This window comes from Sphingosinicella sp. YJ22 (assembly GCF_011320075.1).
Classification (GTDB): domain Bacteria; phylum Pseudomonadota; class Alphaproteobacteria; order Sphingomonadales; family Sphingomonadaceae; genus Allosphingosinicella.
In genome coordinates this window covers 1-26,171 of the sequence record NZ_JAANPA010000038.1, presented here as the reverse complement: position 1 = coordinate 26,171, position 26,171 = coordinate 1, and the positions used below count along the sequence as shown (strand labels likewise).

27 protein-coding genes are annotated in these 26,171 nt (G+C 69.2%); 12 read left to right on the top strand and 15 right to left on the bottom strand.

Features of this window, described 5'->3' with window-relative positions; all coding sequences use genetic code 11:
• Nucleotides 1–49: 49 nt before the first annotated feature.
• The 5 genes from G7B71_RS12780 to gltX all read right to left on the bottom strand — a co-directional run bounded on the left by G7B71_RS12780 (nt 50) and on the right by gltX (nt 4,178).
• Nucleotides 50–655, bottom strand: coding sequence for a riboflavin synthase (locus G7B71_RS12780; protein ID WP_166041475.1), 606 nt, complete (start codon nt 653–655; stop codon nt 50–52).
• Nucleotides 655–1,623 (bottom strand): bifunctional diaminohydroxyphosphoribosylaminopyrimidine deaminase/5-amino-6-(5-phosphoribosylamino)uracil reductase RibD, encoded by a 969-nt coding sequence (gene ribD / locus G7B71_RS12775; protein WP_279338407.1) that lies wholly within the window; start codon nt 1,621–1,623, stop codon nt 655–657. Before ribD ends, G7B71_RS12780 begins: the two co-directional genes overlap by 1 nt.
• A complete protein-coding gene (locus G7B71_RS12770; RefSeq protein ID WP_207774795.1) occupies nt 1,620–1,949 on the bottom strand; it encodes a hypothetical protein in 330 nt (109 codons plus the stop codon). The genes ribD and G7B71_RS12770 overlap by 4 nt, the downstream gene beginning before the upstream one ends.
• Before the next feature lie 59 nt (nt 1,950–2,008).
• Nucleotides 2,009–2,698: an energy transducer TonB gene (locus tag G7B71_RS12765; protein ID WP_166041473.1), complete on the bottom strand. Its 690-nt coding sequence runs from the start codon at nt 2,696–2,698 to the stop codon at nt 2,009–2,011.
• A gap of 139 nt (nt 2,699–2,837) precedes the next feature.
• Complete coding sequence (gltX, locus tag G7B71_RS12760) at nt 2,838–4,178, bottom strand: glutamate--tRNA ligase (RefSeq protein ID WP_166041471.1); 1,341 nt, start codon at nt 4,176–4,178, stop codon at nt 2,838–2,840.
• A 108-nt stretch (nt 4,179–4,286) separates the two neighbouring features.
• Between gltX and G7B71_RS12755 the strand changes: the two genes are divergently transcribed.
• The 4 genes from G7B71_RS12755 (at nt 4,287) to rplT (ending at nt 6,740) form a co-directional block, all read left to right on the top strand.
• The gene (locus G7B71_RS12755; RefSeq protein ID WP_166041469.1) at nt 4,287–5,222 is read left to right on the top strand and encodes a ribose-phosphate pyrophosphokinase; all 936 of its coding nucleotides are present in this window, start codon (nt 4,287–4,289) and stop codon (nt 5,220–5,222) included.
• Between the two features lie 143 nt (nt 5,223–5,365).
• Nucleotides 5,366–6,028, top strand: a complete 663-nt coding sequence (locus tag G7B71_RS12750) for an SDR family oxidoreductase (RefSeq protein ID WP_166041467.1) — start codon at nt 5,366–5,368, stop codon at nt 6,026–6,028.
• Between the two features lie 122 nt (nt 6,029–6,150).
• Nucleotides 6,151–6,354, top strand: a complete 204-nt coding sequence (rpmI, locus tag G7B71_RS12745) for a 50S ribosomal protein L35 (protein ID WP_166041465.1) — start codon at nt 6,151–6,153, stop codon at nt 6,352–6,354.
• Between the two features lie 14 nt (nt 6,355–6,368).
• A complete protein-coding gene (gene rplT, locus G7B71_RS12740; protein ID WP_166041463.1) occupies nt 6,369–6,740 on the top strand; it encodes a 50S ribosomal protein L20 in 372 nt (123 codons plus the stop codon).
• Between the two features lie 170 nt (nt 6,741–6,910).
• Here the strand turns inward: rplT and G7B71_RS12735 are convergent, their stop codons facing one another.
• Both G7B71_RS12735 and aceA read right to left on the bottom strand, forming a co-directional pair.
• Complete coding sequence (locus G7B71_RS12735; protein WP_166041461.1) at nt 6,911–7,111, bottom strand: hypothetical protein; 201 nt, start codon at nt 7,109–7,111, stop codon at nt 6,911–6,913.
• A gap of 11 nt (nt 7,112–7,122) precedes the next feature.
• The gene (aceA, locus tag G7B71_RS12730; RefSeq protein ID WP_166041459.1) at nt 7,123–8,409 is read right to left on the bottom strand and encodes an isocitrate lyase; all 1,287 of its coding nucleotides are present in this window, start codon (nt 8,407–8,409) and stop codon (nt 7,123–7,125) included.
• 135 nt (nt 8,410–8,544) lie between these two features.
• On the opposite strand from aceA, the gene G7B71_RS12725 reads away from it, so the two are divergent.
• On the top strand, nt 8,545–9,945 hold the full coding sequence (locus G7B71_RS12725; protein WP_166041457.1) for a short-chain fatty acyl-CoA regulator family protein: 1,401 nt from the start codon (nt 8,545–8,547) through the stop codon (nt 9,943–9,945).
• Here the strand turns inward: G7B71_RS12725 and G7B71_RS12720 are convergent.
• Complete coding sequence (locus G7B71_RS12720) at nt 9,942–10,886, bottom strand: DUF5996 family protein (RefSeq protein WP_166041455.1); 945 nt, start codon at nt 10,884–10,886, stop codon at nt 9,942–9,944. The genes G7B71_RS12725 and G7B71_RS12720 overlap by 4 nt on opposite strands.
• Nucleotides 10,887–10,971: 85 nt before the next feature.
• Between G7B71_RS12720 and G7B71_RS12715 the strand changes: the two genes are divergently transcribed.
• The 4 genes from G7B71_RS12715 to pheT all read left to right on the top strand — a co-directional run bounded on the left by G7B71_RS12715 (nt 10,972) and on the right by pheT (nt 15,596).
• Nucleotides 10,972–11,484: a PilZ domain-containing protein gene (locus G7B71_RS12715; protein WP_166041431.1), complete on the top strand. Its 513-nt coding sequence runs from the start codon at nt 10,972–10,974 to the stop codon at nt 11,482–11,484.
• Nucleotides 11,485–11,553: 69 nt separating this feature from the next.
• Nucleotides 11,554–12,102 (top strand): hypothetical protein, encoded by a 549-nt coding sequence (locus G7B71_RS12710; RefSeq protein WP_166041453.1) that lies wholly within the window; start codon nt 11,554–11,556, stop codon nt 12,100–12,102.
• Between the two features lie 45 nt (nt 12,103–12,147).
• Entirely contained in the window at nt 12,148–13,227 is a 1,080-nt protein-coding gene (gene pheS, locus G7B71_RS12705) for a phenylalanine--tRNA ligase subunit alpha (protein WP_166041451.1), read from the top strand.
• Nucleotides 13,224–15,596 carry a phenylalanine--tRNA ligase subunit beta gene (gene pheT / locus G7B71_RS12700; protein ID WP_166041448.1) on the top strand — a complete coding sequence of 791 codons (2,373 nt, stop codon included), beginning with the start codon at nt 13,224–13,226 and terminating at the stop codon, nt 15,594–15,596. The genes pheS and pheT overlap by 4 nt, the downstream gene beginning before the upstream one ends.
• Nucleotides 15,597–15,691: 95 nt before the next feature.
• On the opposite strand, the gene G7B71_RS12695 is transcribed toward pheT, so the two are convergent.
• The 5 genes from G7B71_RS12695 to ftsE all read right to left on the bottom strand — a co-directional run bounded on the left by G7B71_RS12695 (nt 15,692) and on the right by ftsE (nt 19,614).
• A complete protein-coding gene (locus G7B71_RS12695; RefSeq protein ID WP_166041446.1) occupies nt 15,692–16,756 on the bottom strand; it encodes a beta-N-acetylglucosaminidase domain-containing protein in 1,065 nt (354 codons plus the stop codon).
• A complete protein-coding gene (locus G7B71_RS12690; protein WP_166041489.1) occupies nt 16,753–17,415 on the bottom strand; it encodes a lysophospholipid acyltransferase family protein in 663 nt (220 codons plus the stop codon). Before G7B71_RS12690 ends, G7B71_RS12695 begins: the two co-directional genes overlap by 4 nt.
• A 32-nt stretch (nt 17,416–17,447) precedes the next feature.
• The gene (locus G7B71_RS12685; protein ID WP_166041445.1) at nt 17,448–17,987 is read right to left on the bottom strand and encodes a YdcF family protein; all 540 of its coding nucleotides are present in this window, start codon (nt 17,985–17,987) and stop codon (nt 17,448–17,450) included.
• Nucleotides 17,988–17,989: 2 nt separating this feature from the next.
• The gene (locus G7B71_RS12680) at nt 17,990–18,814 is read right to left on the bottom strand and encodes an FtsX-like permease family protein (RefSeq protein ID WP_243406239.1); all 825 of its coding nucleotides are present in this window, start codon (nt 18,812–18,814) and stop codon (nt 17,990–17,992) included.
• Nucleotides 18,815–18,882: 68 nt separating this feature from the next.
• Nucleotides 18,883–19,614, bottom strand: coding sequence for a cell division ATP-binding protein FtsE (ftsE, locus tag G7B71_RS12675; protein WP_243406238.1), 732 nt, complete (start codon nt 19,612–19,614; stop codon nt 18,883–18,885).
• Nucleotides 19,615–19,756: 142 nt separating this feature from the next.
• On the opposite strand from ftsE, the gene G7B71_RS12670 reads away from it, so the two are divergent.
• A complete protein-coding gene (locus G7B71_RS12670; protein ID WP_166041439.1) occupies nt 19,757–20,509 on the top strand; it encodes a zinc-ribbon domain-containing protein in 753 nt (250 codons plus the stop codon).
• On the opposite strand, the gene G7B71_RS12665 is transcribed toward G7B71_RS12670, so the two are convergent.
• Nucleotides 20,481–21,881, bottom strand: a complete 1,401-nt coding sequence (locus G7B71_RS12665) for an MATE family efflux transporter (protein WP_166041436.1) — start codon at nt 21,879–21,881, stop codon at nt 20,481–20,483. The genes G7B71_RS12670 and G7B71_RS12665 overlap by 29 nt on opposite strands.
• Nucleotides 21,882–21,933: 52 nt before the next feature.
• Here G7B71_RS12665 and G7B71_RS12660 point away from each other — a divergent pair, with 52 nt between their 5' ends.
• On the top strand, nt 21,934–23,037 hold the full coding sequence (locus G7B71_RS12660; RefSeq protein WP_166041434.1) for an ATP-dependent 6-phosphofructokinase: 1,104 nt from the start codon (nt 21,934–21,936) through the stop codon (nt 23,035–23,037).
• Here G7B71_RS12660 and G7B71_RS12655 read toward each other — a convergent pair whose 3' ends face one another.
• Nucleotides 23,038–24,831, bottom strand: coding sequence for an AMP-dependent synthetase/ligase (locus tag G7B71_RS12655; protein WP_166041432.1), 1,794 nt, complete (start codon nt 24,829–24,831; stop codon nt 23,038–23,040).
• Nucleotides 24,832–25,029: 198 nt separating this feature from the next.
• On the opposite strand from G7B71_RS12655, the gene G7B71_RS12650 reads away from it, so the two are divergent.
• Nucleotides 25,030–26,171: gamma-glutamyltransferase (locus tag G7B71_RS12650; RefSeq protein WP_243406237.1), on the top strand; the 1,142-nt coding region annotated here is incomplete at its 3' end.

Genomic DNA, 26,171 nt, shown 5'->3' with positions numbered 1-26,171 from the left:
TGTGATTCACTAGAGCAGAATCACATCAGAAGGTGCAACGGAGCGTTGCTCAGGCCGTACGGCTCGCCAGCATCCGCTCGAGATAGCGGGCGATGAGATCGATCTCGATATTGACCTCGCGGCCGGCGCGCAGGGCGCCGAGCGTGCTGTGCTGCGCGGTGTGGGGAATGATGTTGAGGCCGAAGCGGACGCCGTCGGCGAGCGGCTCAACCGAATTCACGGTGAGCGAGACGCCGTCGATGCACACCGAGCCCTTGGTGGCGATATAGGGCGCGACTGCCGGGCCGGCGGCGATGGTGACGGCGAGGGAATCGCCGACCTGGTCGGCCGCGACGACCGCGCCGATGCCGTCGACATGGCCGGTGACGATATGGCCGCCGAGCTCGTCGCCGATCCGAAGCGCGCGCTCGAGGTTGAGGCGGGCGCCTTCCTCCCACAGGCCGGGGGCGGTGCGGGCGCGGGTCTCGGCCGAGACGTCGACTGCGAACCAGTCCGGGCCTTTGTCGACGACGGTGAGGCACACGCCCGAGCAGGCGATCGACGCGCCGAGCGCGACCGTTTCCATGTCGTAGCCGCAGCCGATGCGCAGGCGCAGGTCGCCGCGCTCCTCATGGGCGAGCACCTGCCCGACGTCGGTGACGATTCCTGTAAACATCAGCGGGTGCGCTCGTAGACTTCGAGGCGGTCCATGCCAAGGCCGCGGCTTTCGGCGAAGGTCCAGCGCTGGTGGGCGTCGGCGAGGGCGGTAAGGCCGATATAGCCGACCGACGACTTGCCCTCGCCGATCAGCAACGGCGCGCGATAGATGAGCAGCCGGTCGACCAGGTCGGCCGTCAAAAAGGCGGAGGCGGCGCCCGATCCGCCTTCGACCAGCAAGTCGTTGACGTCATGGAGGTCGTAAATGCCCTCGGGCGACGACAAAATGGTCCAACCTTCAACGGGCGTGCCGCGGGTGAGGAGGGCGCGGCGCGGGCTGCGATGCTCGAGGCCCGGGAGGCGCACGTCGAGCGCCGGCGCGTCGGCATTGTAGGTGCCGCGGCCGACCAGGATCATGTCGGCGCGGGCGCGCTCGAGGTGGACGTGATGGCGCGCCTCGACGCCGGTGATCCATTTGCTCTCGCCGGACGGCAGCGCGATCTTGCCGTCGATCGACAGCGCGAGCTTGAGGGTCACATAGGGGCGACCGAGCCGGGTCCGGGTGAGGAAGCCGGCGAGCGAGCGCTCCGCCGCTTCGGCGCCGACGCCGACGTCCACCGCGATTCCGGCCGCCTTCAGCCTGTCGAAGCCCGAGCCGTCGGTGCGGGGATCGGGATCGCGCAGCGCCGAGACGACCCGTGCGGGCCTGGCGGCAACGAGAAGGTCCGCGCAGGCGGGGCCGCGCTGGCTCTCGTGCGCGCAGGGCTCAAGCGTGGTGTAGATGGTGGCGCCGGCGGCGCGGTCGCCGGCCGCCTCAAGTGCAACCGCCTCGGCATGGGGGCGGCCGCCTGGCTGGGTCATCCCGGAGCCGGCGAGCGCGCCTTCCCTGACGATGACGCAGCCGACGTTGGCGCCGGGCGCCGTCGTGCCCCGCGCCTCCTCGCCGAGCGCGACCGCGTCGGCCATCCAGCGCGCGTCGTCGGTCAAAGGCCCATGTTGGTGAGGCCGTCTTCCAGCCGCTGGAACTGGCGCCGGCGCTCGGCCTCAAGCTCCTGGCGGCGCTGCTCGTCGGCCTTCTGCTTGGCGACGATCTGCTCGGTCGTGCGGTCGGCCGGCCAGCTTTCGAGATACATCACGGTCGGGCCGACGCGATGCGCGTCGATCGTGTCATAGAAGAAAGTGACCCCGATTACCGTCGGAATGGCAAGGGCCAGCGCGGCGGCCACCCATTGGTGGGGCCGGCGCTGGCCCAGGAACTCACGCAGGTCGTTCCAAAGCGCCTTGGGGCTGGCGGGGCGAGGGAGGCGCATCATCTTGATGTGAGAGATAATGCGGTGACTCCCCTCCCGCCAGCCCCCTCACCATGCACCCCTCACGAGCCGTCCAATCGGAAGTGCACGGTGAGTGTCTTGTTGCTCTCGACCGGTCGTCCGTCCTCGGTCGCCGGACGGAAGCGCCAACTGGACAGGGCGTGGCGCTGGGTCGCGCGCCAGAAAGCGTCGCTGGTCGCGCCGAGGCGGGTGACCGCCTTGACGCGGCCGTCGGTGCCGATGCGGACCTGGACGCGCACGTTGCCTTCGCGGCCGCCGCGGATCTCGCTGACCGGATAAGGCGGCTGCTGCTCGACTCCGCGCGAGAATAGTGCCTCGGTGCGCACCGGATCCGGGCGGGGCCGCTCGATCGGCGGGGTGCCGCCGGTGCCGCCGGTGCCGCCGGTGCCGAGATCGCTGGTGGCAGGCCTCGAATCGAAGCGTTCGGTCGGCGGCGCCTCGGCAAAGGTGGGGCCAGGCGTCGGTGGTGTGTCGACGATCCGATCGGGGACATGGGGCGCCGGCGGCGCGGGCAGTGGAATGTCCTCGCGCTCCACCCGCGGGGGTGGGTCGACGGGCGGGGGCGGCTCGGGCGCGCGGATATCGATGATGTCGATGGCGCCTCGAGGTCCGATGAACTCGGGGCCCTTGATCATCACGACGCCGGCGATCGCTGCGCCGTGGAGCAGCAGCACCAGGCCGAAGCCGGTCGGGCTGCGCGGTTTCTGTTCGAGGAAGCCGGTAGCGGTCATTCTCCTCTCCTTTCACGCCTCTGCGCAGGCTCTTCTCCTGACCCGCGGACATCCGCATGTTACAACATCACACAATGTAATGCTATAACATTTGTTCCGGGCCGAATTGGCGGGGTGGCGAGTTGCCGTTCGGGAGGGATCAGGCCTGGGCTGCGGCGCTGCGCAGTCGGGCGACGGTCTCGTCCGGGCCGATCAGCGGGAGGAGCGCGGCCATCTCCGGACCGCTGTCGCGGCCGGTGAGGGCGCGGCGAAGCGGCAGGAACAGTGCCTTGCCGGCGCGGCCGGTGCGCGCCTTGAGCCGCGCGACAAGGGCGGGCCAGGGCGACTCGCTCCAGTCGATCGCCGCCGCCTCCTCGGCCGCGGCTTCCAGCAGCGCGCGGTCGTTTGCTTCGGCGGCGTTCTCGACATGGCCGTGGAGGATCGCCCACCAGTCGGCGGCCTCGGCGACGCTCTTGAGGTTGGGCCGGATAGCCTCCCAGTCGGCCTCGCTCATCCCGCCCGGCAGCCGCTCGGCGACCGCCGCGAAAGGCAGGAGGTGAACCACACGCGCATTGAGTTGGGCGAGCTCCTCGAGGTCGAAGCGCGCCGGCGCGCGGCCGAAGGTGGCGAAGTCGAAGCCCTCGATCAGCGGCTCCGGCGATGCGACCGGCTCCACCGGCAGGCTGGTGCCGATCCGCGCCAGCTTGGCCATCAGCGCGGCCGGCTCGATGCCCTGCTCCCTGATCTCGTCGACTCCGAGCGAGCCCAGCCGCTTGGACAATTTGCCCTCGGCGCCGACCAGGAGAGCCTCGTGCGCGAAATGCGGCGCCGCCGCGCCGAGCGCCTCGAACATCTGCACCTGGACCGCGGTGTTGGCGACATGGTCCTCGCCGCGAACGACGTGGGTGACGGCCATGTCGATATCGTCGACGACGCTCGGAAGCATGTAGAGCCAGCTGCCGTCCTCGCGACGGATGACGGGATCGCTGAGCAAGGCGGGGTCGAAATGCTGCGGCCCGCGGACCAGGTCGGTCCATTCGATCGGGCGACCGTGATCGAGCCTGAAGCGCCAGTGGGGCCGGCGGCCCTCGCCTTCCAGCCGCGCGCGATCGTCGTCGCTCAGCGCCAGCGCGGCGCGGTCATAGACCGGCGGCAGGCCGCGGCCGAGCTGGACCTTGCGCTTGAGGTCGAGCTCCTGCGCCGTCTCATAGGCCGGATAGACCCGGCCCTCGGCATGGAGCCGCGCCAGCGCCGCCTCGTAGCGGCCGAACCGTGCCGATTGCCGCTCCTCGCCGTCCGCGACGATGCCGAGCCAGGCGAGGTCGGCGCGGATCGCGTGAACGCAATCCTCGCTCGAGCGCGCCTGGTCGGTGTCGTCGATGCGCAGCAGGAAGCGGCCGCCGTGCCGCCTGGCGAACAACCAGTTGTGGATCGCGGTGCGCAGGTTGCCGACATGGAGGCGGCCGGTGGGCGACGGAGCGAAGCGGGTGACGACGGACATATCCGCCGCCCTCTAGGCCGCGCCGCGCCAGCCAGCAATGACGCGGTCTTGCCCCTGCGCCCTCATCGGCTAAAGGGCGCGCATCACCTCCAGAGGAATGCGCGCGCCATGAAGCTGATGTCCGGCAACTCCAACCTGCCGCTGGTCCAGGCGATTGCGCGCTATCTCGAGATCCCAGTCACCGAGGCGAGCGTTCGGCGATTCGCCGACGAGGAGATCTTCGTCGAGATTTTGGAGAATGTCCGCGGCGAGGACGTGTTCGTGGTCCAGTCGACCTCCTACCCGGCCAACGACAATCTCATGGAGCTCCTCATCATGATCGACGCGCTCAAGCGCGCGTCGGCCAAGCGGATCACCGCCGTTCTCCCCTATTTCGGCTATGCCCGCCAAGACCGGAAGCCCGGCCCGCGAACGCCGATCTCGGCCAAGCTGGTCGCCAATCTGCTGACCACCGCCGGCGCCAACCGGGTCCTGTCGGTCGACCTCCATGCCGGGCAGATCCAGGGCTTCTTCGACATCCCGACCGACAATCTCTACGCCGCTCCGGTGATGTCGGCGGACGTCCAGGCGCGCTATGCCGACCGCAACATCGCGGTGGTGTCGCCCGATGTCGGCGGCGTGGTCCGCGCCCGAGCGCTCGCCAAGCGAATCGGCAACGCCCCGCTCGCGATCGTCGACAAGCGCCGCGAGAAGCCGGGCGAATCGGAAGTGATGAACGTGATCGGCGACGTGTCCGGGCGCTTCTGCATCCTCGTCGACGACATCGTCGATTCGGCCGGGACTCTGTGCAACGCCGCCGCGGCGCTCAAGGAGGCCGGCGCCGAGGACGTCATCGCTTACTGCACCCACGGCGTGCTCTCGGGCGCCGCCGTGCAGCGAGTCGAGAAGTCCGAGCTGCTCGAGCTGGTCATCACCGATTCGATCGCCGCCTACGACGCCGCCGCGGCGAGCGAGAAGCTTAGAATCCTCACCGTCGCGCCGCTGCTCGCCGAGGCGATCCGCCGAATCGCCGACGAGACCTCGGTCTCCAGCCTGTTCGACTGATCGGTAGGCAGTCCCTCAACTTTCCGCTCGCCCTGAGCGAAGTCGAAGGGCGTCCGCTCCAGAGTCCGTGCCGACGCCCCTCGACTTCGCTCGGGACGAGCGGATAGGAGGGAGCCGGGTGGGGGAGTTAGAGGAGACGCCCGTTGCCCACCTTGCTGATCACCGGCGCCAATCGCGGGCTCGGGCTCGAGTTCGCGCGCCAATATGCCGCCGACGGCTGGACGGTCATCGCGACGGTGCGCAACCCGGATCGCGCCGACGACTTGCGCAGGGTTCCGGGCGAGATCCGCGTCGAGCAGCTCGACGTCGCCGATGTCGACGCGATCCGCGCCTTCGCGGCGACGGTGGGCGAGCCGGTCGACCACCTCATCTGCAACGCCGGCGTGATGGGGAAATATAGCGAGGTCGACCCGGACAGCTGGGTTTATACGCTGCGGGTCAACGTGATCGCGCCGACTGTGCTCGCCCTGGCGCTGGTCGACCGGATCGCGCCGGGCGGCAAGGTGGTGGCGATCACCAGCAAGATGGGCAGCATCGCCGACAATGAGAGCGGCGGCGGGATCATCTACCGCTCGTCCAAGGCGGCGCTCAACGCCGCATGGCGAAGCCTCGCCATCGACTGGCGCGGCCGCGACCTCGCCGTCGCCATGCTCCACCCGGGTTGGGTGCAGACCGACATGGGCGGCGCCCAGGCCCCGACCCCGTCGGAGGAAAGCATCGCCGGCCTTCGCCGCGTGATCGCCGGCCTGACCCGCGAGCAATCGGGCAGCTTCCTCGATTATCAGGGCAATGAGATCCCCTGGTAAGGCTTGCCTCTCCGGAGCTTCCTCTCTATAGGCGCCCGCTTCCAGCTCTCTGGAATTGTTTGACGAACGGCCCGGCCGGTAAGGGCTGCCGTGGCTGTTCACTGACGTCAAAGGAGACGAAAATGCCCAAGCTCAAGACGAAGAGCGGCGTCAAGAAGCGCTTCAAGCTCACCGCCACCGGCAAGATCAAGCACGGTGTCGCCGGCAAGCGCCACCGCCTGATCAGCCACAACGCCAAATATATCCGCCAGAACCGCGGCACCTCCGTCCTGTCCGATGCGGACACCAAGACGGTGAAGCTGTGGGCGCCCTACGGGCTGAGATAAGGAGGATATAGACCATGGCACGCGTCAAAAGGGGTGTAACCACCCGCGCCAAGCATAAGCGCACGCTCGAGCAGGCGAAGGGCTATTACGGCCGCCGCAAGAACACGATCCGCATCGCCAAGCAGGCGGTCGAGAAGGCCGGGCAGTACGCCTACCGCGACCGCAAGGTGAAGAAGCGGAGCTTCCGTGCTCTGTGGATCCAGCGCATCAACGCCGCGGTTCGCGCCGAGGGCCTGACCTACAGCCAGTTCATGAACGGCCTCAAGCTGGCCGGCGTCGAGCTGGACCGCAAGGTCCTCGCCGACATCGCGATGCACGAGGGCGAGGCGTTCGGCGTCATCATCGCCCAGGCCAAGGCCGCTCTGCCGCAGCAGGCCCAGGCGTAAGCCAGCGCATCGCTGAACAGAACGAGGCGCGGAGGGCTCACGCTCTCCGCGCCTTCTCTTTTGCGTGACGATCATGCGGAATCGGGGTGAAGGCGGCGGAGCCTCGAGGGCTTAGAGAGACTCGATGCCGGCCCTCACCCCGTCCCCCCTCCCGGAGAAGGGAAGAGCGATCAGTGGAGGGTCTCCGCCGCGATCGCGTAGCGGACGCTGGCGCAGGGGCTTCGGTCGGGGCAGCAGGTGAGGCGCTGCCATTCGGTCCTGGCGCGGGCCTCGTCCTCGAACGGACCGGCCATGGTTTCGCTGCCCGGGATGAGGGCGCGGAAATCGGGGTCCTGATATTCGCCCCCGACCACCCAGTAACGCTTCGTCATGATTGGTCTCCTTATTCGGCCGCGATGGCGGTGACGAACTGCTCGGCCTCGGTGCTTTCCGCGAGCGCGGTGGTGGAGGCGCTGCCCCCCGAGACGGTCTGGGCGACGAGGTCGAAATAGCCGGTGCCGACTTCGCGCTGGTGGCGGGTGGCGGTGTAGCCGTCGGCCTCGCGGGCGAACTCGCGCTGCTGGAGCTCGCAATAGGCGGCCATGCCGCGCTCGCGGTAGCCCGATGCCAGTTCGAACATGCCGAGGTTGAGGCTGTGGAAGCCGGCCAGGGTGACGAACTGGAACTTGTAGCCCATCGCGCCCAATTCGCGCTGGAAGCGCGCGATGGTGTCGCGGTCGAGCTTGGCCTCCCAGTTGAACGAGGGCGAGCAATTATAGGCCATCATCTTGCCCGGATATTCGCGCTGGATCGCCTCGGCGAAGACGCGGGCCTCCTCGAGGTTCGGCTTGGAGGTTTCCCACCACAGAAGATCGGCGTGCGGCGCGAAGGCGAGGCCGCGCTTGATGCAGTGCTGGAGGCCGGTGCCTTCCCTGAGGCGGAAGAAGCCTTCCGGCGTGCGCTCGCGCGTCAAAAACTCGTGGTCGCGGGCGTCGACGTCGGAGGTGATCAGCTTCGCGCTCTCGGCGTCGGTGCGGGCGACGAGCAGGGTGGGGACCCCGCACACGTCGGCGGCGAGGCGCGCGGAGTCCAAATTGCGGATATGCGCCTGGGTCGGGATCAGGACCTTGCCGCCGAGGTGGCCGCACTTCTTCTCCGAGGCGAGCTGGTCCTCGAAGTGAACGGCGGCGGCGCCCGCCTCGATATAGGCCTTCATGATCTCGAAGCAGTTGAGCGGCCCGCCGAAGCCCGCCTCGGCGTCGGCGACGATCGGCGCGAACCAGTCGCGGGTCGCGCCGCCCTCGCTATGCTCGATCTGGTCGGCGCGCTGCAGGGTGCGGTTGATCCGCCGGCACAGCTCCGGACCGGCGTTGGCGGGATAAAGCGACTGGTCGGGATACATGGCGCCGGCGGTGTTGGCGTCGGCGGCGACCTGCCAGCCCGACAGGTAGATCGCCTTCAATCCGGCGCGGACCATCTGCATCGCCTGGTTGCCGGTGAGAGCGCCCAGCGCATGGACATGATCTTCGCTCCGCAGCAGCTCCCACAGCCGATCGGCGCCGCGGCGGGCGAGGCTGTGCTCGATGGGGAGCGACCCGCGCAGCCGCTCGACATCGGCCGGCGTGTAGGGGCGCGCGATGCCTTCGAAGCGGCCGGCGGGGGCGGGAACGAGAGAGGTGAAGTCGGTCATGTCACAGGCCCCAGGAGGTTGAAGTCTCTGTGCAAGTGAACACCGCTCCTGCGGTCACGGCAGCATCTAAAAGAGTGCAGCTGTAACGGCTACACTCGACAACATTGTAAAATCATGACAGCTTCACAGAGCAAGATGGCCGAACGCAAACTCTTCCTCGGCGGGCGAGTCCGCCGTCTGCGCCGCGAGCTGGGGCTGAACCAGAATGCGATGGCGGCCGAGATCGGAATCTCGCCCAGCTATCTGAACCTGCTCGAGCGCAACCAGCGGCCGGTGACCGCGCAGGTCCTGATCCGGCTCGCCGAAGTCTATGACATCGATTTGAAGGTGCTGACCGCCGAGGGCGCCGAGGGCACGGGCGTCGACGCCCTGGCTGAGATCTTCGCCGACCCGATGTTCGGCGACCTCGCCGTGCCGCGCTACGAGCTGGTCGAGCTCGCCGACAGCGCGCCCGCGGTGGCCGACGCGGTGGCGCGGCTCTACGCGGCGTTGGTCGAGGCGCGGCGCAACCCGCCGGGCCCGGACGAGGACAAGCCGGCGCTTCGCCCCGAGGACTGGGTGCGCGACCATATCCAGGTCCAGCGCAACCATTTCGGCTATCTCGAGGAGGCGGCAGAGACTCTCGCCGCCGCGCTCGGCGAGCCGGCGCTGGCGTTCGAGCCGCTCAGGCGCCGGCTCAAGGACGGGTTCGGAGTCGAGGTGCGGCTGGTGCCGCCGGACGTGCTCGACGGCGCCAGCCAGCATTACGACATCCACCGCAAGCGGCTGATGCTGTCCAACATGCTTCGCCCGGAGAGCCGCACCTTCGCGGTCGCCTACCAGCTCGCATTGATCGAGTTCCGGCCCTTGCTCCAGCGCATGCTCGACGCTGCCGCCCCGCCCGACATGCCGACGCGGCGCCTGCTGCACATGAGCCTCGCCAATTATGCCGCGGCGGCGATCCTGATGCCCTACGAGCCGTTCCTGGCGGCGGCCGAGCGGCACCGCTACGACATCGACAGCCTGTGCGGAATGTTCGGCGCGAGCGTCGAGCAGGTGTCGCACCGCCTGACCACGCTCAATCGCAGCGGCGCCCGCGGAATCCCCTTCTTCATGCTTCGCGTCGACGCGGCCGGGAACGTGTCGAAGCGCTTCGCCGGCGAGAGCTTCCCCTTCTCGCGCTTCGGCGGCACCTGCCCGCGCTGGAACCTGCACGCGGCGTTCCAGACGCCGGGCCGGGTGGTCACCCAGGTGGTCGAGACTCCCGACGGCCAGCGCTTCTTCACGGTCGGCCGCACCGTCGAGCGCGCCGTCCGCCTCGACCCCCGCGAGGACAGCCACCTCGCCGTCGGCCTCGGCTGCGACGTCAAGCATGCCGCACGGCTCGCTTATGCCGACGGCGTCGATCTCGCCGAGCCGTTGGTCACCCCGATCGGGCCCGCCTGCGCGATCTGCCCGCGGATCCGCTGCCCCCAGCGCGCCGCCGCCCCCGCCGGCCGAACGCTCACCGTCAACGAGCTCCAGAAGACGATCTCGCCTTATCCGTTCGTCGGCTAGACGGGGCGCGGAATCCGCGGCCGCCCCAGATCGCATTCGAGGGCGGCGCGGTCCCATTTCGCCAGGTTCGCTGCCGCTTCGTAGGTCGAGGTGAGGAAGGCGAGCAGCGCGGCGTCGGGATCCTCGGAGCGGCGCACCGCCTCATAGTCGAGCACGAACTCGCCCAAGTCCGTGTCGAAGCGAGCGGCATTCGGCCGAAGCGGCGCGTCGGCAAAGCCGTCGGGTGTCGGATAGGCGTAGGAATAGAAGAACGGGCCGCCCTCCGCGCCGGCGCCGCCGGGCCAGAAGCCGGCGCTGGACACTTCGTGGCTGTAGGCCTCGCGGGTCACCGAGTCGGGCAGGTTGGGGATTCCGCCGGGGTGGAGCGGTGCCGGCCGGCCGGAGAAGCGGGTGACGGCGAGGTCGAAGCTCCCCCAGAAGAAATGGACCGGGCTGACCTTGCCGAGGAAGCCCGAGCGGAACAGCTTGAACACCCGATCGGACGCCAGCAACGCCCCGTGAAGCCGCTCGGCGCTGTCGCGGCTGTAGGCGCGCGGCGCGCGGTCCTCGGCGAAGGGAGTGGCGGGCTCGACCTCGTTGGGGGCGGGATGGATGGCGACCTCCCGACCGCACTGCGCGAGCAAGGTCATGAACGCGGCGTGGAAATCCGCCATCGTCGTCGACTTCAACGGGATCGAGGACTCCCCGCGGCCGTCGATCAGACAGACGCGATGGCTGACGAGGTCGATCATCAGCTCGAACGGCTCGCCGGCCCCGTAGAGCGGCTCGCTCCTGAGGCCGCGCGAGGTCACCCGCAACGTGAGGTGCCAGCCATGGTTGCGCCACGGCAGCAAGGCGGTCGGCACCTTGCCCACCACCTGGCTGACGAGGTGCAACGTGACGATGGTCGGACGGTCACGCGCGTCCGACAGTGAAGGCCAGTCGCTTCCCGTGCCGCTCATCGACTCACCCCCCGGTAAGAGATTGGCAATCCCGGGCAGCTTATCACGAACCGACCAGAGCGGAAGCGAGGGCGGCATGGGCGTGATGACCAGGGTCGAACGGGGTCCTCCCGAACTCGCCAATCGAGGTTACCAGGTGCTGTTCCGTCCCAATGAGAGCAATCGCTGCCCCGGCTGCGGCAATGCCCAATGGTATGTCGGCCGGGTCAGTGCCGAATGCTTCTTCTGCGGCACCGCTTTGCCCCTCGCCGACGCCAAATGGGGCGGCGACGCCCTCAGCCACCGTTATCCCGACGCCCAGGTGGCGATCGCCGCGGCCGGCTGGGCCGAGCGGCGCCGGGACGATCGCCGCCCGGTGCGCGGCCGCGCCGTCCATTTGCTGATCGACGGCTCTCCGCAGGCCTTCGCAATCCACAACGTGTCGTCGGGCGGCGCCAAGATCGGCGACCCCAAGGGACTGGTCAGCGCGGGCCGGATCGAGCTGGTCTCGACCAGCGGCGAGATCGTCCCGGCCGAGATACGCTGGGCCGCCGACGGCACCGCCGGCCTGCAATTCGCCCGCCGCCTGCCGATCGACGCCTTCCACTCGGAAGGCTGAAATCCAAAGACCGTGGACAAATGCGCGCGCCGCCGCATGATGGGGCTTCATTTCTGTCGAAAGTGAAGCATGGCCTCGTTGTTGACGTCCCTCGCCGCGCTCCTGTCGGTCGCGCAGGCGGAAGCCCCGCCCTCTGCCGAGCTGGTCGACCGATTCATCGCCGCACTTCCGGAACGAGACAGCCAGCCCGGCGACATCGACTTCGCTGAATTGGAGCGGCTGGTCCAGCTCAACCCCGGCCGTGAAGGCGACATCCGTCCAATCCTGCGCGCTCATTCTCTCTGCGTCGATCCGGCCAAGCGCGCCTCGACCGATCGGCTGCTTCGCCAGCTGGCGGCCACGCTCGGGACGACCAAGGTTGAGGCGATGATCCGATTCTACCAGGGTCCCGACCTGGCGCGCTTCGAGTTCTTGGCGCGGAAAACCGACAAGACTCCCGAGGAAAGTGCCGAGTTCGAGGCGCTTCAGCGGACCTATCCCCTCGACGCTTTCATGGAGGCGATGATGGCCGTGGGCGCCAGGGTGCTGGACGATGGAGAGCTTGTTTCCGCGGTGGAGGCCTGCGGTCGCCCCAGGGATGAGGCACTCCGCCGGGCGAGCCTCCGAGCCGAAGACTGACAGAGCAGGGTTCAAATCCCCCTTGGATTGAGTAGAGGGGCGGTCATGTCGACTGCCGAAGCCCTGAAAGAACAGATCCTTCCCGAAGTGGAAGCCGCCGCCGACCTGACCGCGCTCGAAGCCGTGCGAGTCGCGGCGCTCGGCAAGCATGGCGCGGTGACCGGCCTGCTCAAGACCCTGGGCGCGATGTCGCCCGACGAGCGCCAGGTGCAGGGCCCGCGAATCCACGCTCTGCGCGAGGCGGTGACCGCGGCGCTCGCCGAGCGCAAGGCGGCGCTGGAAGCGGCCGAGCTCGACGCCCGCCTCGCCCGCGAGCGGATCGACGTGACGCTTCCCGTTCGGCCGGCGCCGCGCGGCTCGGTCCATCCGGTCAGCCAGGTCATGGACGAGCTCGCCGAGATCTTCGCCGACATGGGCTTCACGGTGTCGAGCGGCCCCGAAGTCGAAACCGACTGGTACAATTTCACCGCGTTGAATTTCGCCGACGACCATCCGGCGCGGGCGATGCACGACACCTTCTATCTCGACGAGACCGGCCCGGACGGCGGCAAGATGGTGCTTCGCACCCACACCTCGCCGGTGCAGATCCGCGTCATGACGTCACAGCAGCCGCCGATCTATTCAGTGATGCCGGGCCGCGTGTACCGCTCCGACAGCGACGCCACCCACACGCCGATGTTCCACCAGGTCGAGGGACTGGTCATCGACAAGGGCATCACTCTCGCTCACCTCAAATGGACTCTCGAGACCTTCCTCAAGGCCTTCTTCGAGCGCGACGACATCGTGCTTCGCCTGCGCCCGAGCTACTTCCCGTTCACCGAGCCGTCGGCCGAGGTCGACGTCGGCTATACGATTCAGAATGGCCGCCGAGTGCTCGGCGGAAGCGACCATTGGATGGAGCTTCTCGGTTCAGGAATGGTCCACCCCAACGTCATCCGCAATTGCGGGCTCGACCCCGACGAGTGGCAGGGCTTCGCTTTTGGCTGCGGCATCGACCGCCTGGCGATGCTGAAATACGGCATGGATGATCTTCGTGCTTTCTTCGACGGCGACCTGCGCTGGCTTCGCCACTACGGCTTCGCGTCGCTCGACGTGCCCACTTTGAGCGGGGGACTCGGCGCATGAAGTTCACCTTGTCCTGGCTCAAGGAGCATCTCGACACCGACGCCTCGCTCGAAGAGGTGGTCGAGCGGCTGAATTCGCTCGGCCTCGAGGTCGAGGGCGTCGACAATCCCGGCGAGAAGCTCGCCGCGTTCAAGGTCGCGGAGATCCTCACCGCCGAACGGCACCCGCAAGCCGACAAGCTCCAGGTCCTCACCGTCGATGCCGGTGAGGGCCCGATGCAGGTCGTGTGCGGAGCGCCCAATGCCCGCGCCGGAATGAAGGGCGTGTTCGGAGCGCCCGGCGCCTATGTCCCGGGCAGCGGAATTACCTTGAAGATCGCGGCGATCCGCGGCGTCGAGAGCCGCGGCATGATGTGCTCGGTGCGCGAGCTGGAGCTCGGCGAGGGCCATGACGGCATTATCGAGTTGCCCGACGACGCTCCGGTCGGCGCCGCCTTCCCCGATTATGCGGGCCTCAACGACGCGGTGATCGATGTGTCGGTCAATCCGAACCGGCCCGAGGCGATGGGCGTCTACGGCATCGCCCGCGACCTCGCCGCCTCCGGCCTCGGCACCCTGAAGCCGATCGACATCCCGGACATCACCGGGACCTTCCCGTCGCCGGTCGAGATCCGCATCGAGGACAAGGAGGGCTGCAAGGCCTTCTACGGCCGGGTCATCCGCGGAGTCCGCAACGGCCCGTCGCCCGACTGGCTCGCGCGCCGGCTGCAGGCGGTCGGCCAGCGCTCGATCAGCGCCCTGGTCGACATGACCAACTATATCACCCTGACCTACGGCCGGCCGCTCCACGTCTACGACCTTGCCAAGCTCAGTGGCGCGGTGGTCGCGCGCAAGGCCAAGCCCGGCGAGCAGGTCGAGGCGCTGAACGGCAAGACCTACACGCTCGACGAGACCATGACGGTAATCGCCGACGACGTCGCGGTGCACGACATCGGCGGGATCATGGGCGGCGAGCATAGCGGCGTCACCGAGGCGACGACCGACATCCTCATCGAATGCGCCTGGTTCGATCCGCACGCGATCACCCGCACCGGGCAGAAGCTTGCGCTCGCCTCCGACGCGCGCAGCCGCTTCGAGCGCGGCGCCGATCCGGCCTTCGTCGAGCCGGGCATCCAGCTCGCGACAAAATGGGCGCTGGACCTCGCCGGCGGCGAGCCGTCCGAGGTGGTGCGCGCCGGCGAGCCGCCGATCGAGCGGCAGACCTTCGCCTATCGCCCGCAGCGCTGCGCCGCCCTCGCCGGGATCGACATCCCCGAGGACCGGCAGGAGGAGATCCTGCGCAGCCTCGGCTTCGACGTGGCGCGCGGCAATCCGTGGCAGGTCACGGCGCCGACCTTCCGCCCCGACATTCATGGCGAGGCGGACATCGTCGAGGAAGTCGCCCGGGTCCACGGCTTCGACAAGATCCCGTCGACTCCGCTGCCGCGCGCCGACGGGGTCGCCCGGCCGACCGCGACCCCCGAGCAGCTGATCGAGCGCCGCGCCCGCCGCTCCGCCGCCGCGCGCGGGCTCAACGAGGCGATTACCTGGAGCTTCATTTCTGAGGCCGAGGCGGCTCATTTCGGCGGCGCGGCCTGGACCATCGCAAATCCGATCAGCGACGATCTGAAGGTCATGCGCCCGTCGCTTCTGCCCGGCCTCATCGCCGCCGCCCGGCGCAACCGCGCGCGCGGCGCCGACAGCGTTCGCCTGTTCGAGGTCGGCCGTCGCTACTTCAAGGAAAGCGAGCCGCTGACGGTCGGCGTGATCCTCGCCGGCGAGGCGAGTCACCGCCATTGGCGCAGCGGCCGGGCGACGCCTTTCGACGCGTTCGACGCCAAGGACGAGGCGCTGGCGCTCCTCGCCGCGGTCGGTGCGCCGGTCGACAATCTCCAGGTCAGCGCCGGCGCGGGCGAGACCTATCATCCCGGCCGCTCCGGCAAGCTGACATTGGGCAAGGCGGTGCTCGCCGAGTTCGGCGAGCTTCACCCGCGGATCCTCAAGGCGTTCGACCTCGACGGGCCCGCGACGGCCGCTCAGATATTCCTCGACGCGCTGCCGCCCAGGCGCGGCGGCAACGGGCGCATGCGCCCGGCCTACACGCCGCCGGCGCTGCAGGCGGTGAAGCGCGACTTCGCCTTCCTGGTGCCGGAGACGCTGGAGGCCGACCGCCTGCTTCGAGCGGTGCGCGGCGCCGACAAGGCGGCGATCGCCTCGGTCAGCCTGTTCGACGTCTTCACCGGGCAGGGTGTCGCCCAAGGCGAGAAGTCGCTGGCGCTCGAGGTGGTGCTCCAGCCGACCGACAAGAGCTTCACGGACGATGAGCTCAAGGCTGTCGGCGACCGAATCGTCGCTGCGGCCGGAAAGCTCGGCGCGCGGCTGCGCGACTAGGAAGAACCGTCACCCCAGCGAAGGCTGGGGTCTACCGGGGTGACAGCTCGTGGACCGGTAGATGCCAGCCTGCGCTGGCATGACGGGCATCACTGTCACTGTGTCTGCACCGCCTCGTCGCTGAGGTTCCAGACGCCGTCGAGCCAGGCGACGATCTCGGCCGCGCCGGGATGGGCGTAGCTGTCGTAGCGGGTGCGCAGGATCGGCCGGCGGTGCTCGAGCCGGTCGAGGCCGCGATCCTGGAGCGTCAGCATGTCGCGCTGGACCTGGGCCGCGAGGTCGGCGCCGAGCACGTCACGAGCCGCGCGCTCAAACGCTGCGACATAGTCGTAATCGTCGCCGCGGTCGTAGCTCTCTGCGAGGGTGAGGGCGGGAATCCGGCTCAACACCGCCTGTGACGCCGGATTGACGCCATGTGCGGAGATGTGGCGGCGGATCTCGGCCGGGCGGCCGGTGAAGCCGCGCAGATGGAGGTGCTGCGACATGCGCGCGCCGTCATTGACCGGGTAATTGTCCCACAGGAACGGCTTGCGGCCGATCTCGCCGGCGATTCGGGCGAGGTGGCCCGGCGACAGCTCGCGGCTGCACACTTCGGGGCCGGTCCACATGATCTCGATCGTCGGGTCGAGGAGCCGTCCAAGCTGGCTCAGATAGCCGTCGGGGCGCTGGCCGAACGCGCTGTCGAGCACCGAATCGTCGGAATAATAGCTCGGGCAGCACAGGATGCGCGTCGCCTTGGTGCGCTCGGCGGCGAAGGTGACGATCGCCGCCTGGCGCTCGGCGAGATCGGGAACGTCGCCGCGCATGTCGTCGAACAGGATGGCGAGGTCGTCGACGCCGAGCGCGTCGAGATGAGCGAGCTTGCGCGCCAGCATGTCCTGCCAGCCGCGCTCCGGCGCCAGATGGAGCTCGAACGGGCTGAGACCCACGCCGAAGCGGACGCCGATCGCCCGGCATTCGGCGGCGAAGGCGGCGAGCGGGGCCATCTCGGCATCGGGGTGAAGTTCCCGCCAGCGCCGGCGCAGGAAGGCGTCGGCCTTGGGCGCGTAGAGGTAGAAGAGGTAGTTGTGCGGGCGCAGGTAACGGACCGTCTCCGAGCGCTCGCGCCAGCTCCACGGCCGGCCGAAGAAGCCCTCGATGATGCCGAGCTCAGGAATCACGCAACCCTCTCCAACGCGTTGATGGCGTCATGCACCCGCTGCTCGATCTCCTTGCGCGGAAGGCCGGAGGGGATCGGCGCTCCGAAGCGCATGGTGACGATGCCGCTGCGCTTGATCCAACCCCTCGGCCACACCCGCCCGCTGTCGAGCGCCACCGGCACCACCGGAAGCCCGAGCCGACGGTAGAGGCCGCTGAACCCCGGCTGCAGCGGCGGCTGCTCGCCCGGTGCTACCCGGGTCCCCTCGGGAAAGATCAGGATAGAGCGCTGCTCGGCCAGTGCCATGTCCGCCTCCCGCATCATCGCCCTCAGCGCCGAAGCGCCGCCGCTCCGGTCGATCGCGATGCAGCCGTAGCGGCGCGTCGCCCAGCCGAACACGGGGATGTCCGCGAGCTGCCGCTTCATCACGATGGCCGGCTCGTCGAGGATTCGGACGAGGTCGAGAGTCTCGTACATCGCCTGGTGCTTGGCTGCGAACAGCATCGGTTCGGCCGGAATGTCGCCTTCGACCCGCGTGCGGATGCCGAGGATCCAGCGGCAGCACCAGGCATGGAACTGCACCCAGAGAAGGACGTGACGGCGCAGCGGCCGGCGACCGAGTGCCGCCACCGGCACCGTCAGCAGGACGATCGGCACCGTCAGCGAATAGAAGACGATCATGAAGATCAGCGAACGAAGCGCGGCGAGCACGGTCACTCCAGGCCCAGCTCCTCGCCGAACGGGCTGATCAGATATTTGTTATACTCGACGAACAGCTGCTTGAAGGTGCGGTCCGAATGGACCGCGTCGGTGACGATCCGGGTCGCGCTGCCCAGGCGCCAGCCAATCTCCTTGCGCGCCCGCGGCATGTGCCAGTCGTTGGTCACCACGCGGATCGAGCGAAGCCGCCGGCGCTGCACCCATTCGGCGATCTCCTGGCCGTTGGTGCGGGTATCGGTGGCGGTCCGGCCGAGATCGACGCAGCAGCGGATCGTGGCCATCGGCACGTCGTAGCGGGCGGCGAGCTCCTGCGGGCGCACTTCGCTGGCGACGCCGGAGATGAGCAGCCGGTCGGCGGCGCCGCGCTCGATCAGCTCGAAGCCGCGCGCCACGCGTCCCTCGCCGCCGGTCAGCACGACGATGCCGTCGGTCCGTTCGGCCCCGGCGGGTCCGGGCAGGCTGTTCATGAACCAGGCGAGGCCTGCTCCGTAGAGCAGGACCGGGAAAATGCTGAAGCGGAGGAGCCGGCGCATCGCTAGAGCAGCCTCCCCAGCGCGCGCTGGATGGTGACCCTTGCGACCAGCAGGGCCAGCACCGCGCCCGCGAAGGGCAGCAGGGCGAGCACCACCCAGGCATGGCCGGGAAGCGCGATCGAGCCCAATAGCTCCGATCCGATCGCCGCGACGCGGCCGCCGATCAGAACGAGGACGAGAATCGCCAGCGCGGCGCCGACGATTCCGCCGAACAGCACGTCGAGCGCGATTCGGCGCTGGAACATGCGGGCGATCTGCTGGTCGGTCGCTCCCATCAGGTGAAGGATCTCGATCGTCTGGCCATGGGTGTTGAGCGACGAACGCGCCGCGAGCACGACGGTGGCCGCGGTCGCCGCGATCATCAGCGCAACGAGGCCCGCCGCCAGCCACTGCAAGGAGGCGAGCAGGCCGGAAAATGGCCCGAGCCAATCGGCGACGTCTGACACCATCGCCGCCGGCGCCACCTCCTGCACGGCGGCGCGAAGCTGGGGCAGCCGCGCCCGGCCGCCGGCGCCGAGATCGACGTCGATCAGCGCCGGGACCGGCAGCTCGGCGGTCGCCGCCGAGGCACCGAGCCAGGGCTCGAGCAAGGCGTCGAGCTCGTCCGCCGGCACGGGCCGCACCCGGGTCACGCCCTCGGCGCGCTCCAGCATGGCGGCGACGGCAACCGCCTGGCGGTCGCGCAGCTCGGGATTGGCCTCGACGATCTGGACGGTGACCCGATTGCCGATCTGGCCCTCGATCCGCTCCGCCCCGGCCGCCAGCCCGAGCCCGGTCGCGGCTGCGAGCGCCGTCAGGAACATCATGATCGCGATCACCCAGGGCATCGGCCCCGACAGCCGGCCTTCCGGGAAGAGGCGGCCATCGCGGGCGCCGAAATCGCGCGCGGCCGCGGTCACCGAGCGCCTCCCGCCGCTTCCACCTTGCGCGGCGGGTTGCGCAGCGCGCCGGTCGGATCGGCGAGCTGGCCGCGGTCGAGCCTGATCATCTCCGCGCTCGGCACCGAGGTCAGCAAATGCAGATCGTGGGTCGCGACGATCACCGTCGTGCCCAATTTGTTTAAGGCGTCGAACAGGTGGATCAGGCGCTTGGCCATTTCCGGGTCGACGTTGCCGGTCGGCTCGTCAGCGACGAGCAGCTCGGGACGGGCGATCACTGCGCGGGCGATCGCGACGCGCTGCTGCTCGCCGCCTGACAGGGTCGCCGGCCGGGCGCTCGCCCGGTCCGACAGTCCGACCCAGGCGAGCATCTCGTTGACCGGGGTCGCGATGTCGCGCTCGTCGACCCCGGCGACGCGCAGCGGCAGAGCGACATTGTCGAACGCCGACAGATGCGGGACCAGCCGGAATTCCTGGAACACGACGCCGATCCGCCGGCGGAAGCCGGGCAGGCGGCCGCGCGGCATCGTCACGATATCCTCGCCGAACAGGCGGATGAGGCCGCGGCTCGGGCGCAGCGCCAGATAAAGCAGCTTCAACAATGACGTCTTGCCCGCACCCGACGGCCCGGTGAGGAAGTAGAAGCCGCCGGTGCGCAGCGAAAAGGACAGGTCGGACAGCGTCTCGGCGCCCGTGCCATAGCGCAGCCCGACATTGTCGAACCGGACGATCGGGCCGGGAGCGGTCACGGGCGGGCGGGAACCTTCATCGCGGGCAACCAATGGCATGCGCGCTTATGGCCCTCAAGCGGCAGAAAAGCCCGCATTCGCTTGATGGTGTCCCCCGCCCGTGCTTAGAGGCCGGTATCAGCCGCAAAGGTGCCGTGCGTAGATGATCCTCACCTGCCCGTCCTGCCGCGCCCGCTACGCTGTCCCCGACGGCGCGATCAGTGGAAGCGGCCGCAAGGTGCGCTGCGCCAAATGCCGGTTCAGCTGGGTCCAGGAGGCGCCGGAGGACTCCTTCGCTCCCGGCGAGCCGGCGGTTCCGCCAAGGGTCCCGGTGAATGAGCCGGCCGTCGACGAACCCGCGCCTCCCCCTGCCGCCGCGCCGGCGCCGGAACCGGCACCCGAGCCCGAGCCCGAGGCCGAGTTTGAGGCGCCCGAGGACGAGGCACCGCCCGAATGGGTCGGCGATCACGACATGGAGATCGACGAGGAGCCGCGCCGCCGGCGCCGGCTGCGCTTCTGGCCGATCGCCGCGGTCGTCGCGGCGTTGTTGATCGTCGGTGCCGCCGCCGCCTCCTATTTCGTCGGCTGGGGAGAGATTGGCGAGAGGCTCGGACTCGCTTCCGCAAGCGCGCAAGCGCTCGAGATCAATGGCCGGGTCAGCCGCGAGCCGGGCCCGGCCGAGACCGAATTGCTCACCGTCACCGGCGAGATCCGCAACCTTACCGACGATGTGCAGCGCGTGCCGCAGATCCGCGCCGAGCTGCTCGATGGCACCGGCCGGGTCGTCTATGCCTGGTCGATCGCGCCGCCGCGCGCCCAACTCCAGCCGCGCGAGGCGGTCACCTTCTACAGCGCCTCGACCGACGTCCCGCCGGGCGGCCAGAATCTCAACCTGAGCTTCGCGCCGCTGACCTGAGCGGCTCCGGGCGCAGCTTCAGCACATAATAGAAGCGGCCGAACTGAAGCACGGCCGTCACCAGCATGCCCATCGCCGCCGCCCAGGCGAGGCCGTTGGCGCCCCAGCCGCTGCTCACCAGCACCCAGCCGAGGCCGCCGGTGACGACGAAGAAGCCGATGATGCCGTTGACTCCGGCCCACACCTGCTCGTTGAGCGAGCGCAGCCCCGCGCCGAACAGATATTGAAGCCCGTCGAAGATCAGGAATGACGCCATGATCGCCAGCATCGCTGCGCCCGCCGCGAGCACCGCGGGATCGTCGGAGAAAGGCAGCATCGCGGTCTTCGAGAACAGCACGAGGAACAGCGACAGGACGCCGATTACCGCCACCGACAGACCGGCGGCGATCAGCGCGCGCGGCCACGCCTGGTCGCGCTCGCCGGCACCGACCGCGTTGCCGACCCGAACCCCGGCGGCGGAGGCGAAGCCGTAGGCGATCGCGAACAGCAGATTGTGAAGCGCCAGCATCGCCTGGAAGGACGCGGCGACGTCGTTGCCGAGCCGGGTCGACAGCACGATCAGCCAGGCGAAGCCGGCGAGCTCGAGCGACGCCGCGATCGCCGGAACCGTGCCGAACCACAGCAGCCGAGGCACGCCGAGCGCCGCCCGCTTCAACGCCCCGGCGGACAGGTCGCGCACCCCGCGCTCGGCCGCGTCGGAGACGGTCCAGGCGAACAGGATCATGGCGCCCGCGCCCAGCCATGACGCCACCGCCGTCGCATAGGCCGCGCCGACCGCGCCGAGGGCGGGAAAGCCGAGATGGCCGCCGACCCAGGCCCAGGCGAGCACCGCATTCACGCCAAGCATGCCGAGATTGACGATCATCACCCGCCGCGGCCGGCTGATGCCCTCGAGGAAATAGGAAGCGGCGAAGAAAGCGAGCTGGGCGGGAAAGGCGAGCGCCATCGCCTCGACGACCGGCGCCGACGGCGCCAGCAGCGCCGGCTCGACGCCGATCAGGCGCAGCAGCGGATAGGCCCCCAGGCCGAGGATGGCCGCGATTCCCGTGCCGAGCGCGACGCCCAGCAGCAGCCCGGCGCGAAGATTGTCGCCGGTCTCGGCGAGCCGCTTCCCGCCGTCGGCCTGCGCCGTATAGACCAGCACGCCGGTAAGCGAGGAAATGCCGAGCACCACGGCGATCCAGGTCAGCGTCCGGCTCGCTCCCAGCGCCGCCAGCTCGTCGGTGCCATATTGGCCGACCACCGCGACGTCGATGACCTGCATGAGCGTCCAGTTGAGGCCGGTCAGGACGATCGGCCAGGCGAGCGCGAGGATTCGGCGCGCTTCGGCCCGCACATCGGCTCCGCTGAACTGGCTCAGGTTGTCCGGCATGGCCGCCGCCGATAGACGAGCCCCAACGCGACGCAAAGGAGTTGTGGGACACATGCGTATCGGCATCCTCACCGGCGGCGGCGACGTGCCCGGCCTCAACGCCTGCATCCGCTCGGTCACCCTGTCGGCCGACGATCTCGGCTGGCAGGTCACCGGCTTCCGCCGCGGCTGGGAAGGCGTGATGGCGATCGATCCCGGCGACCCCGCCAGCATCGCCGCCCATTCGCTGCCATTGGACCGCGAGGCGGTGCGCGGCATCGACCGCATGGGCGGGACCATCCTCCACACCTCGCGAACCGACCCGCGCACCCACAAGAGCGGCGACCAGACCGGCCACGTGCTGAACGTCCTCGAAAAGCTCGGCATCGACGCGATGATCACCTTGGGCGGCGACGGCACGCTGCGCTTCTCCGCCCATCTGTCGGGCCAGGGCGTGCCGGTCGTGTCGGTGCCCAAGACGATGGACAACGACGTCTACGGCACCGACTATTGCATCGGCTTCTCGACCGCCGTCAGCCGCTCGGTCGAGGCGATCAACGCCCTGCGCACCACGGTCGAGAGCCACGAGCGGATCGGCGTCATCGAATTGTTCGGCCGCCGCTCCGGCGAAACCGCTTTGCTCGCGGGCTTCCTCGCCCAGGTCGACCGCACCGTCATTGCCGAGGTGCCGGCCGATCTCGACATACTCCTCCCCCTCCTCGCCGAGGACAAGGCGTCGAACCCGGCCGGCTATGCGATGTGCGTTATCTCGGAAGGCGCGCGTATCATCGGCGAGGACAGCGGCGAGGACGTCGAGCGCTCCAAGTCGGCGCTCGACCGCCGCGAGATCGGCGTCGGCCAGCGCCTCGGCCGGGTGATCAGCGAGCGGCTCGGAAGCGGCGCGGTGATCCAGGAGCTCGCCTACCTGATGCGCGCCGGCGAGCCCGACGCGATGGACCGGATGGTCGGCTTCGCCTTCGGCGGCCTCGCCGTGCAGCTCGTCCAGCAGGGCAGTGCCGGGCGCATGGTCGCGCTGAAGGACGGCAATTACTGCCACGTCCCGATCGGCACCCTGCTGGAAGGCCGCAAGAGCGTCGACGTCACCGGCCTCTACGACCCCGCCCTCTACCGCGCCCGTCTCCTGCGCGTCGAAGGCATGCCGATGTTCCTCTACTGATCAGCGCGCGTAGAGCGAGTCGAGGCGGGCGCCGTACGCCTCCTTGAGGACGTGGCGGCGGATCTTGATCGACGGGGTGAGCTGCTGGTTCTCGACCGTGAACGGCTCGTCGGCGACGATGAACCGGCGAACCTTCTCGATCACCGAGAGGTCGGCATTGACCCGGTCGACCGCGGCGGCGAGGGCGCGGATGAAATCGGGGTCGTGGGCGAGGTCGGCGAAGTTGCACTTGCGACCCCCCGCCGTGCACCATTCGGCGGCCCATTCGGGATCGGGGACGATCAGCCCGACGACATAGGGGCGCTTGTCGCCGACCACCATCGCCTGGAGGATCTCGGGCTGGAGGGTGAGCATGCCCTCCACCTTCTGCGGCGCGACATTGTCGCCCTTGTCGTTGACGATGATGTCCTTCTTGCGGTCGGTGATGACGATCCGGCCCTGGTCGTCGAGATGGCCGACGTCACCGGTGTGGAGCCAGCCGTCGACCACCGTCCGCTCGGTCAGCGCGTGGTTGCGCCAATAGCCGTGCATGACGAGCTCGCCCTTGACCAGGATCTCGCCGTCCTCGGCGATCCGCACCTCGGTGTTGAGCAGAGGCGGGCCGACCGTGTCCATCTTGATGCCGGCTTTCGGCCGGTTGCAGCTGATCACCGGCGCCGCCTCGGTCTGGCCGTAGCCCTGCAGCAGGGTGAGCCCCAATGAATGGAAGAAGATGCCGACTTCCGGATTCAATGGCGCTCCGCCCGACACCATCGCCTTGATCCGCCCGCCGAAGCGCTGCTGGATCTTGGGGCGCAGCGTGCGCGAGAGGAACAGGTTCATCGGCACGTCGAGCGGGTTGCGGCGGCCGGCATAGCTCTTGGCGCCGATGTTGAGCGCGCGCGCCATCAGATATTCGGCGAACCAGCCCTGCTTCTCGACCTGCTTGAGGATTCGCTGGCGGAGCACCTCGAACAGGCGCGGCACCACCACCATGATGGTCGGCCGCACTTCCTCGATGTTGGAGGCGAGCTTCTCGAGCCCTTCCGCATAGTAGATCTCGGCGCCGAGCCCGATGGGGAAATGCTGGCCGCCGGTATGCTCATAGGCGTGGCTGGCGGGCAGGAAGGACAGGAACACCTCCTCGTCCCAGCCGAAGTCGGTGCTGATGATGTCCGTGCAGCCCTCGACATTGTGGAGGATGGCGCCGTGATGCTGCATCACCCCGCGCGGCGCGCCGCCGGTGCCGGACGTGTAGATGATGCAGGCGAGATCCTGGCGCCTGAAGGTCGCGGCGGCGGCGGCACTCTCGACGTCGGCCGCTTCGCCTGCGAGCAGTGTCGCCCATTGGTGGAACTCGACGTCCCCCGACTGGCCGATTCCGCTCATCGGCTCGATGCCGATGACGTGCTCGCAATTGGAGCCTCGGATCGCCGCCGGAAGCAGGGTCTTGGCGAGCTTGGCGCTGGACACGATCGCCGCGCGCGCGCCGCTGTCGTCCATGATGTGCTGGTGGTCGCGCTCGGTGTTGGTGACGTAGGCCGGCACGGTGACGCAGCCGGCGGCCATGATGGCGAGGTCGGAAATCAGCCACTCGGGCCGGTTCTCAGACACCAGCATCACCCGGTCGCCGGGCTGCAGTCCGAGCCGCTTCAGCGCCGCGGCGAGCTTCGCCACCGTCTCCGCCGTCTCCCGCCAGCTCGTCGGCTGCCAAATGCCGCCGTGCTTGGCCCACAGGAACGGCTTGTCGCCCCGCTCTTCCGCCCGGGTGAAGAACATGGCGACGAGATTCGGAAAATGTTCGAGCTGACGCATCCCTGCCCTCTCACGACCGAGATCGCTCCAGGCCCTGGAGCGTGAATCTCGGCCGCCCTTAAACCCGCGGTTGTTCCGCGTCGCGAACGGCGGGTTCTTTCAGTTTTCATTCCGACTGTCGAGCGCGGCGGATCAGATGTGGACGGGTCGGGAGGGCTTGGCTAGGTCCCCCCGACCTGGATGTTGTGGGGTCGAGTCATGAGCGCGTTCCTCCGTCTGTTATGGATTGCCGTCGCGGCGGCGCTAGCCGGCTGCGCCACGGCGCAGAGCCAGCCCGAGTCCCGCGACCGGACGACGGCGCAGCCTGCGCGGCAATTCTATGTCGCCGCCGCCAATCCGCTGGCGGCCGAGGCAGGGATGAACGTGCTCCGGCGCGGCGGCAGCGCGGTCGACGCCGCGATCGCCGTCGAGGCGATGCTCTCCCTGGTTGAGCCGCAAAGCTCCGGCCTCGGCGGCGGCGCCTTCATGACCCATTATGACGCCGCCACGCGGCGCGTGTCCGTCTATGATGGACGCGAGACGGCGCCGGCCGGGGCGACCCCCGACATGTTCCTCGACGACAATGGCCAGGCGCTGCCGTTCGGCCAGGCGGTGGTCAGCGGCCGCGCCACCGGCGTGCCCGGCGTCGTCCGGATGCTGGACATGGCCCATCGCGAGCATGGCCGGCTGCCGTGGAGCGGCTTGTTCGGCGACGCCGAGCGCACCGCGCGCGAGGGCTTCGTCGTCAGCCCGCGCCTCGGCCGCTTCACCAATGGTCGATCCCCGCAGAACGCGACACCGGACGTGCGCGCCTATTTCGCGGAAGCCGACGGCACTCCCGTCGATCCCGGCGACCGGCTGCGCAATCCGGCCTATGCCGACTTCCTGCGCCGTCTCGCCGCCGAAGGCCCCGACGCCCTTCATCGCGGACCGACCGCCGAGCGGATCGTGGCTCGGCTCGCCGCCGGGCCGCTGCCGGGCGCGATGACGATGGCCGATCTCGGCGGCTACCGGCCGGTGAAGCGCGATCCGCTGTGCCGGCCCTATCGCGCCTACCTGATCTGCGTCCCGCCGCCACCGTCGAGCGGAGTCGCCCTGCTCCAGTTGATGGGCATGCTGGAACGCACCGACATCGCCGCGCGCGGACCCGCCGATCCGCAGGCCTGGTATCTGTTCGCCGAGGCGAGCCGCCTGATGTACGCCGACCGAGATCTTTATGTCGGCGATCCGGCCTTCGTGTCGGTCCCGGTCGCCGGGCTGCTCGACCCGGCCTACGTCTCCGCTCGGGCGGCGCTGATCGGGCCGCAGGCCGGGCCGCCGCCGCTGCCAGGCACCCCGCCCGGCGCACCCGCGCCGGCCGC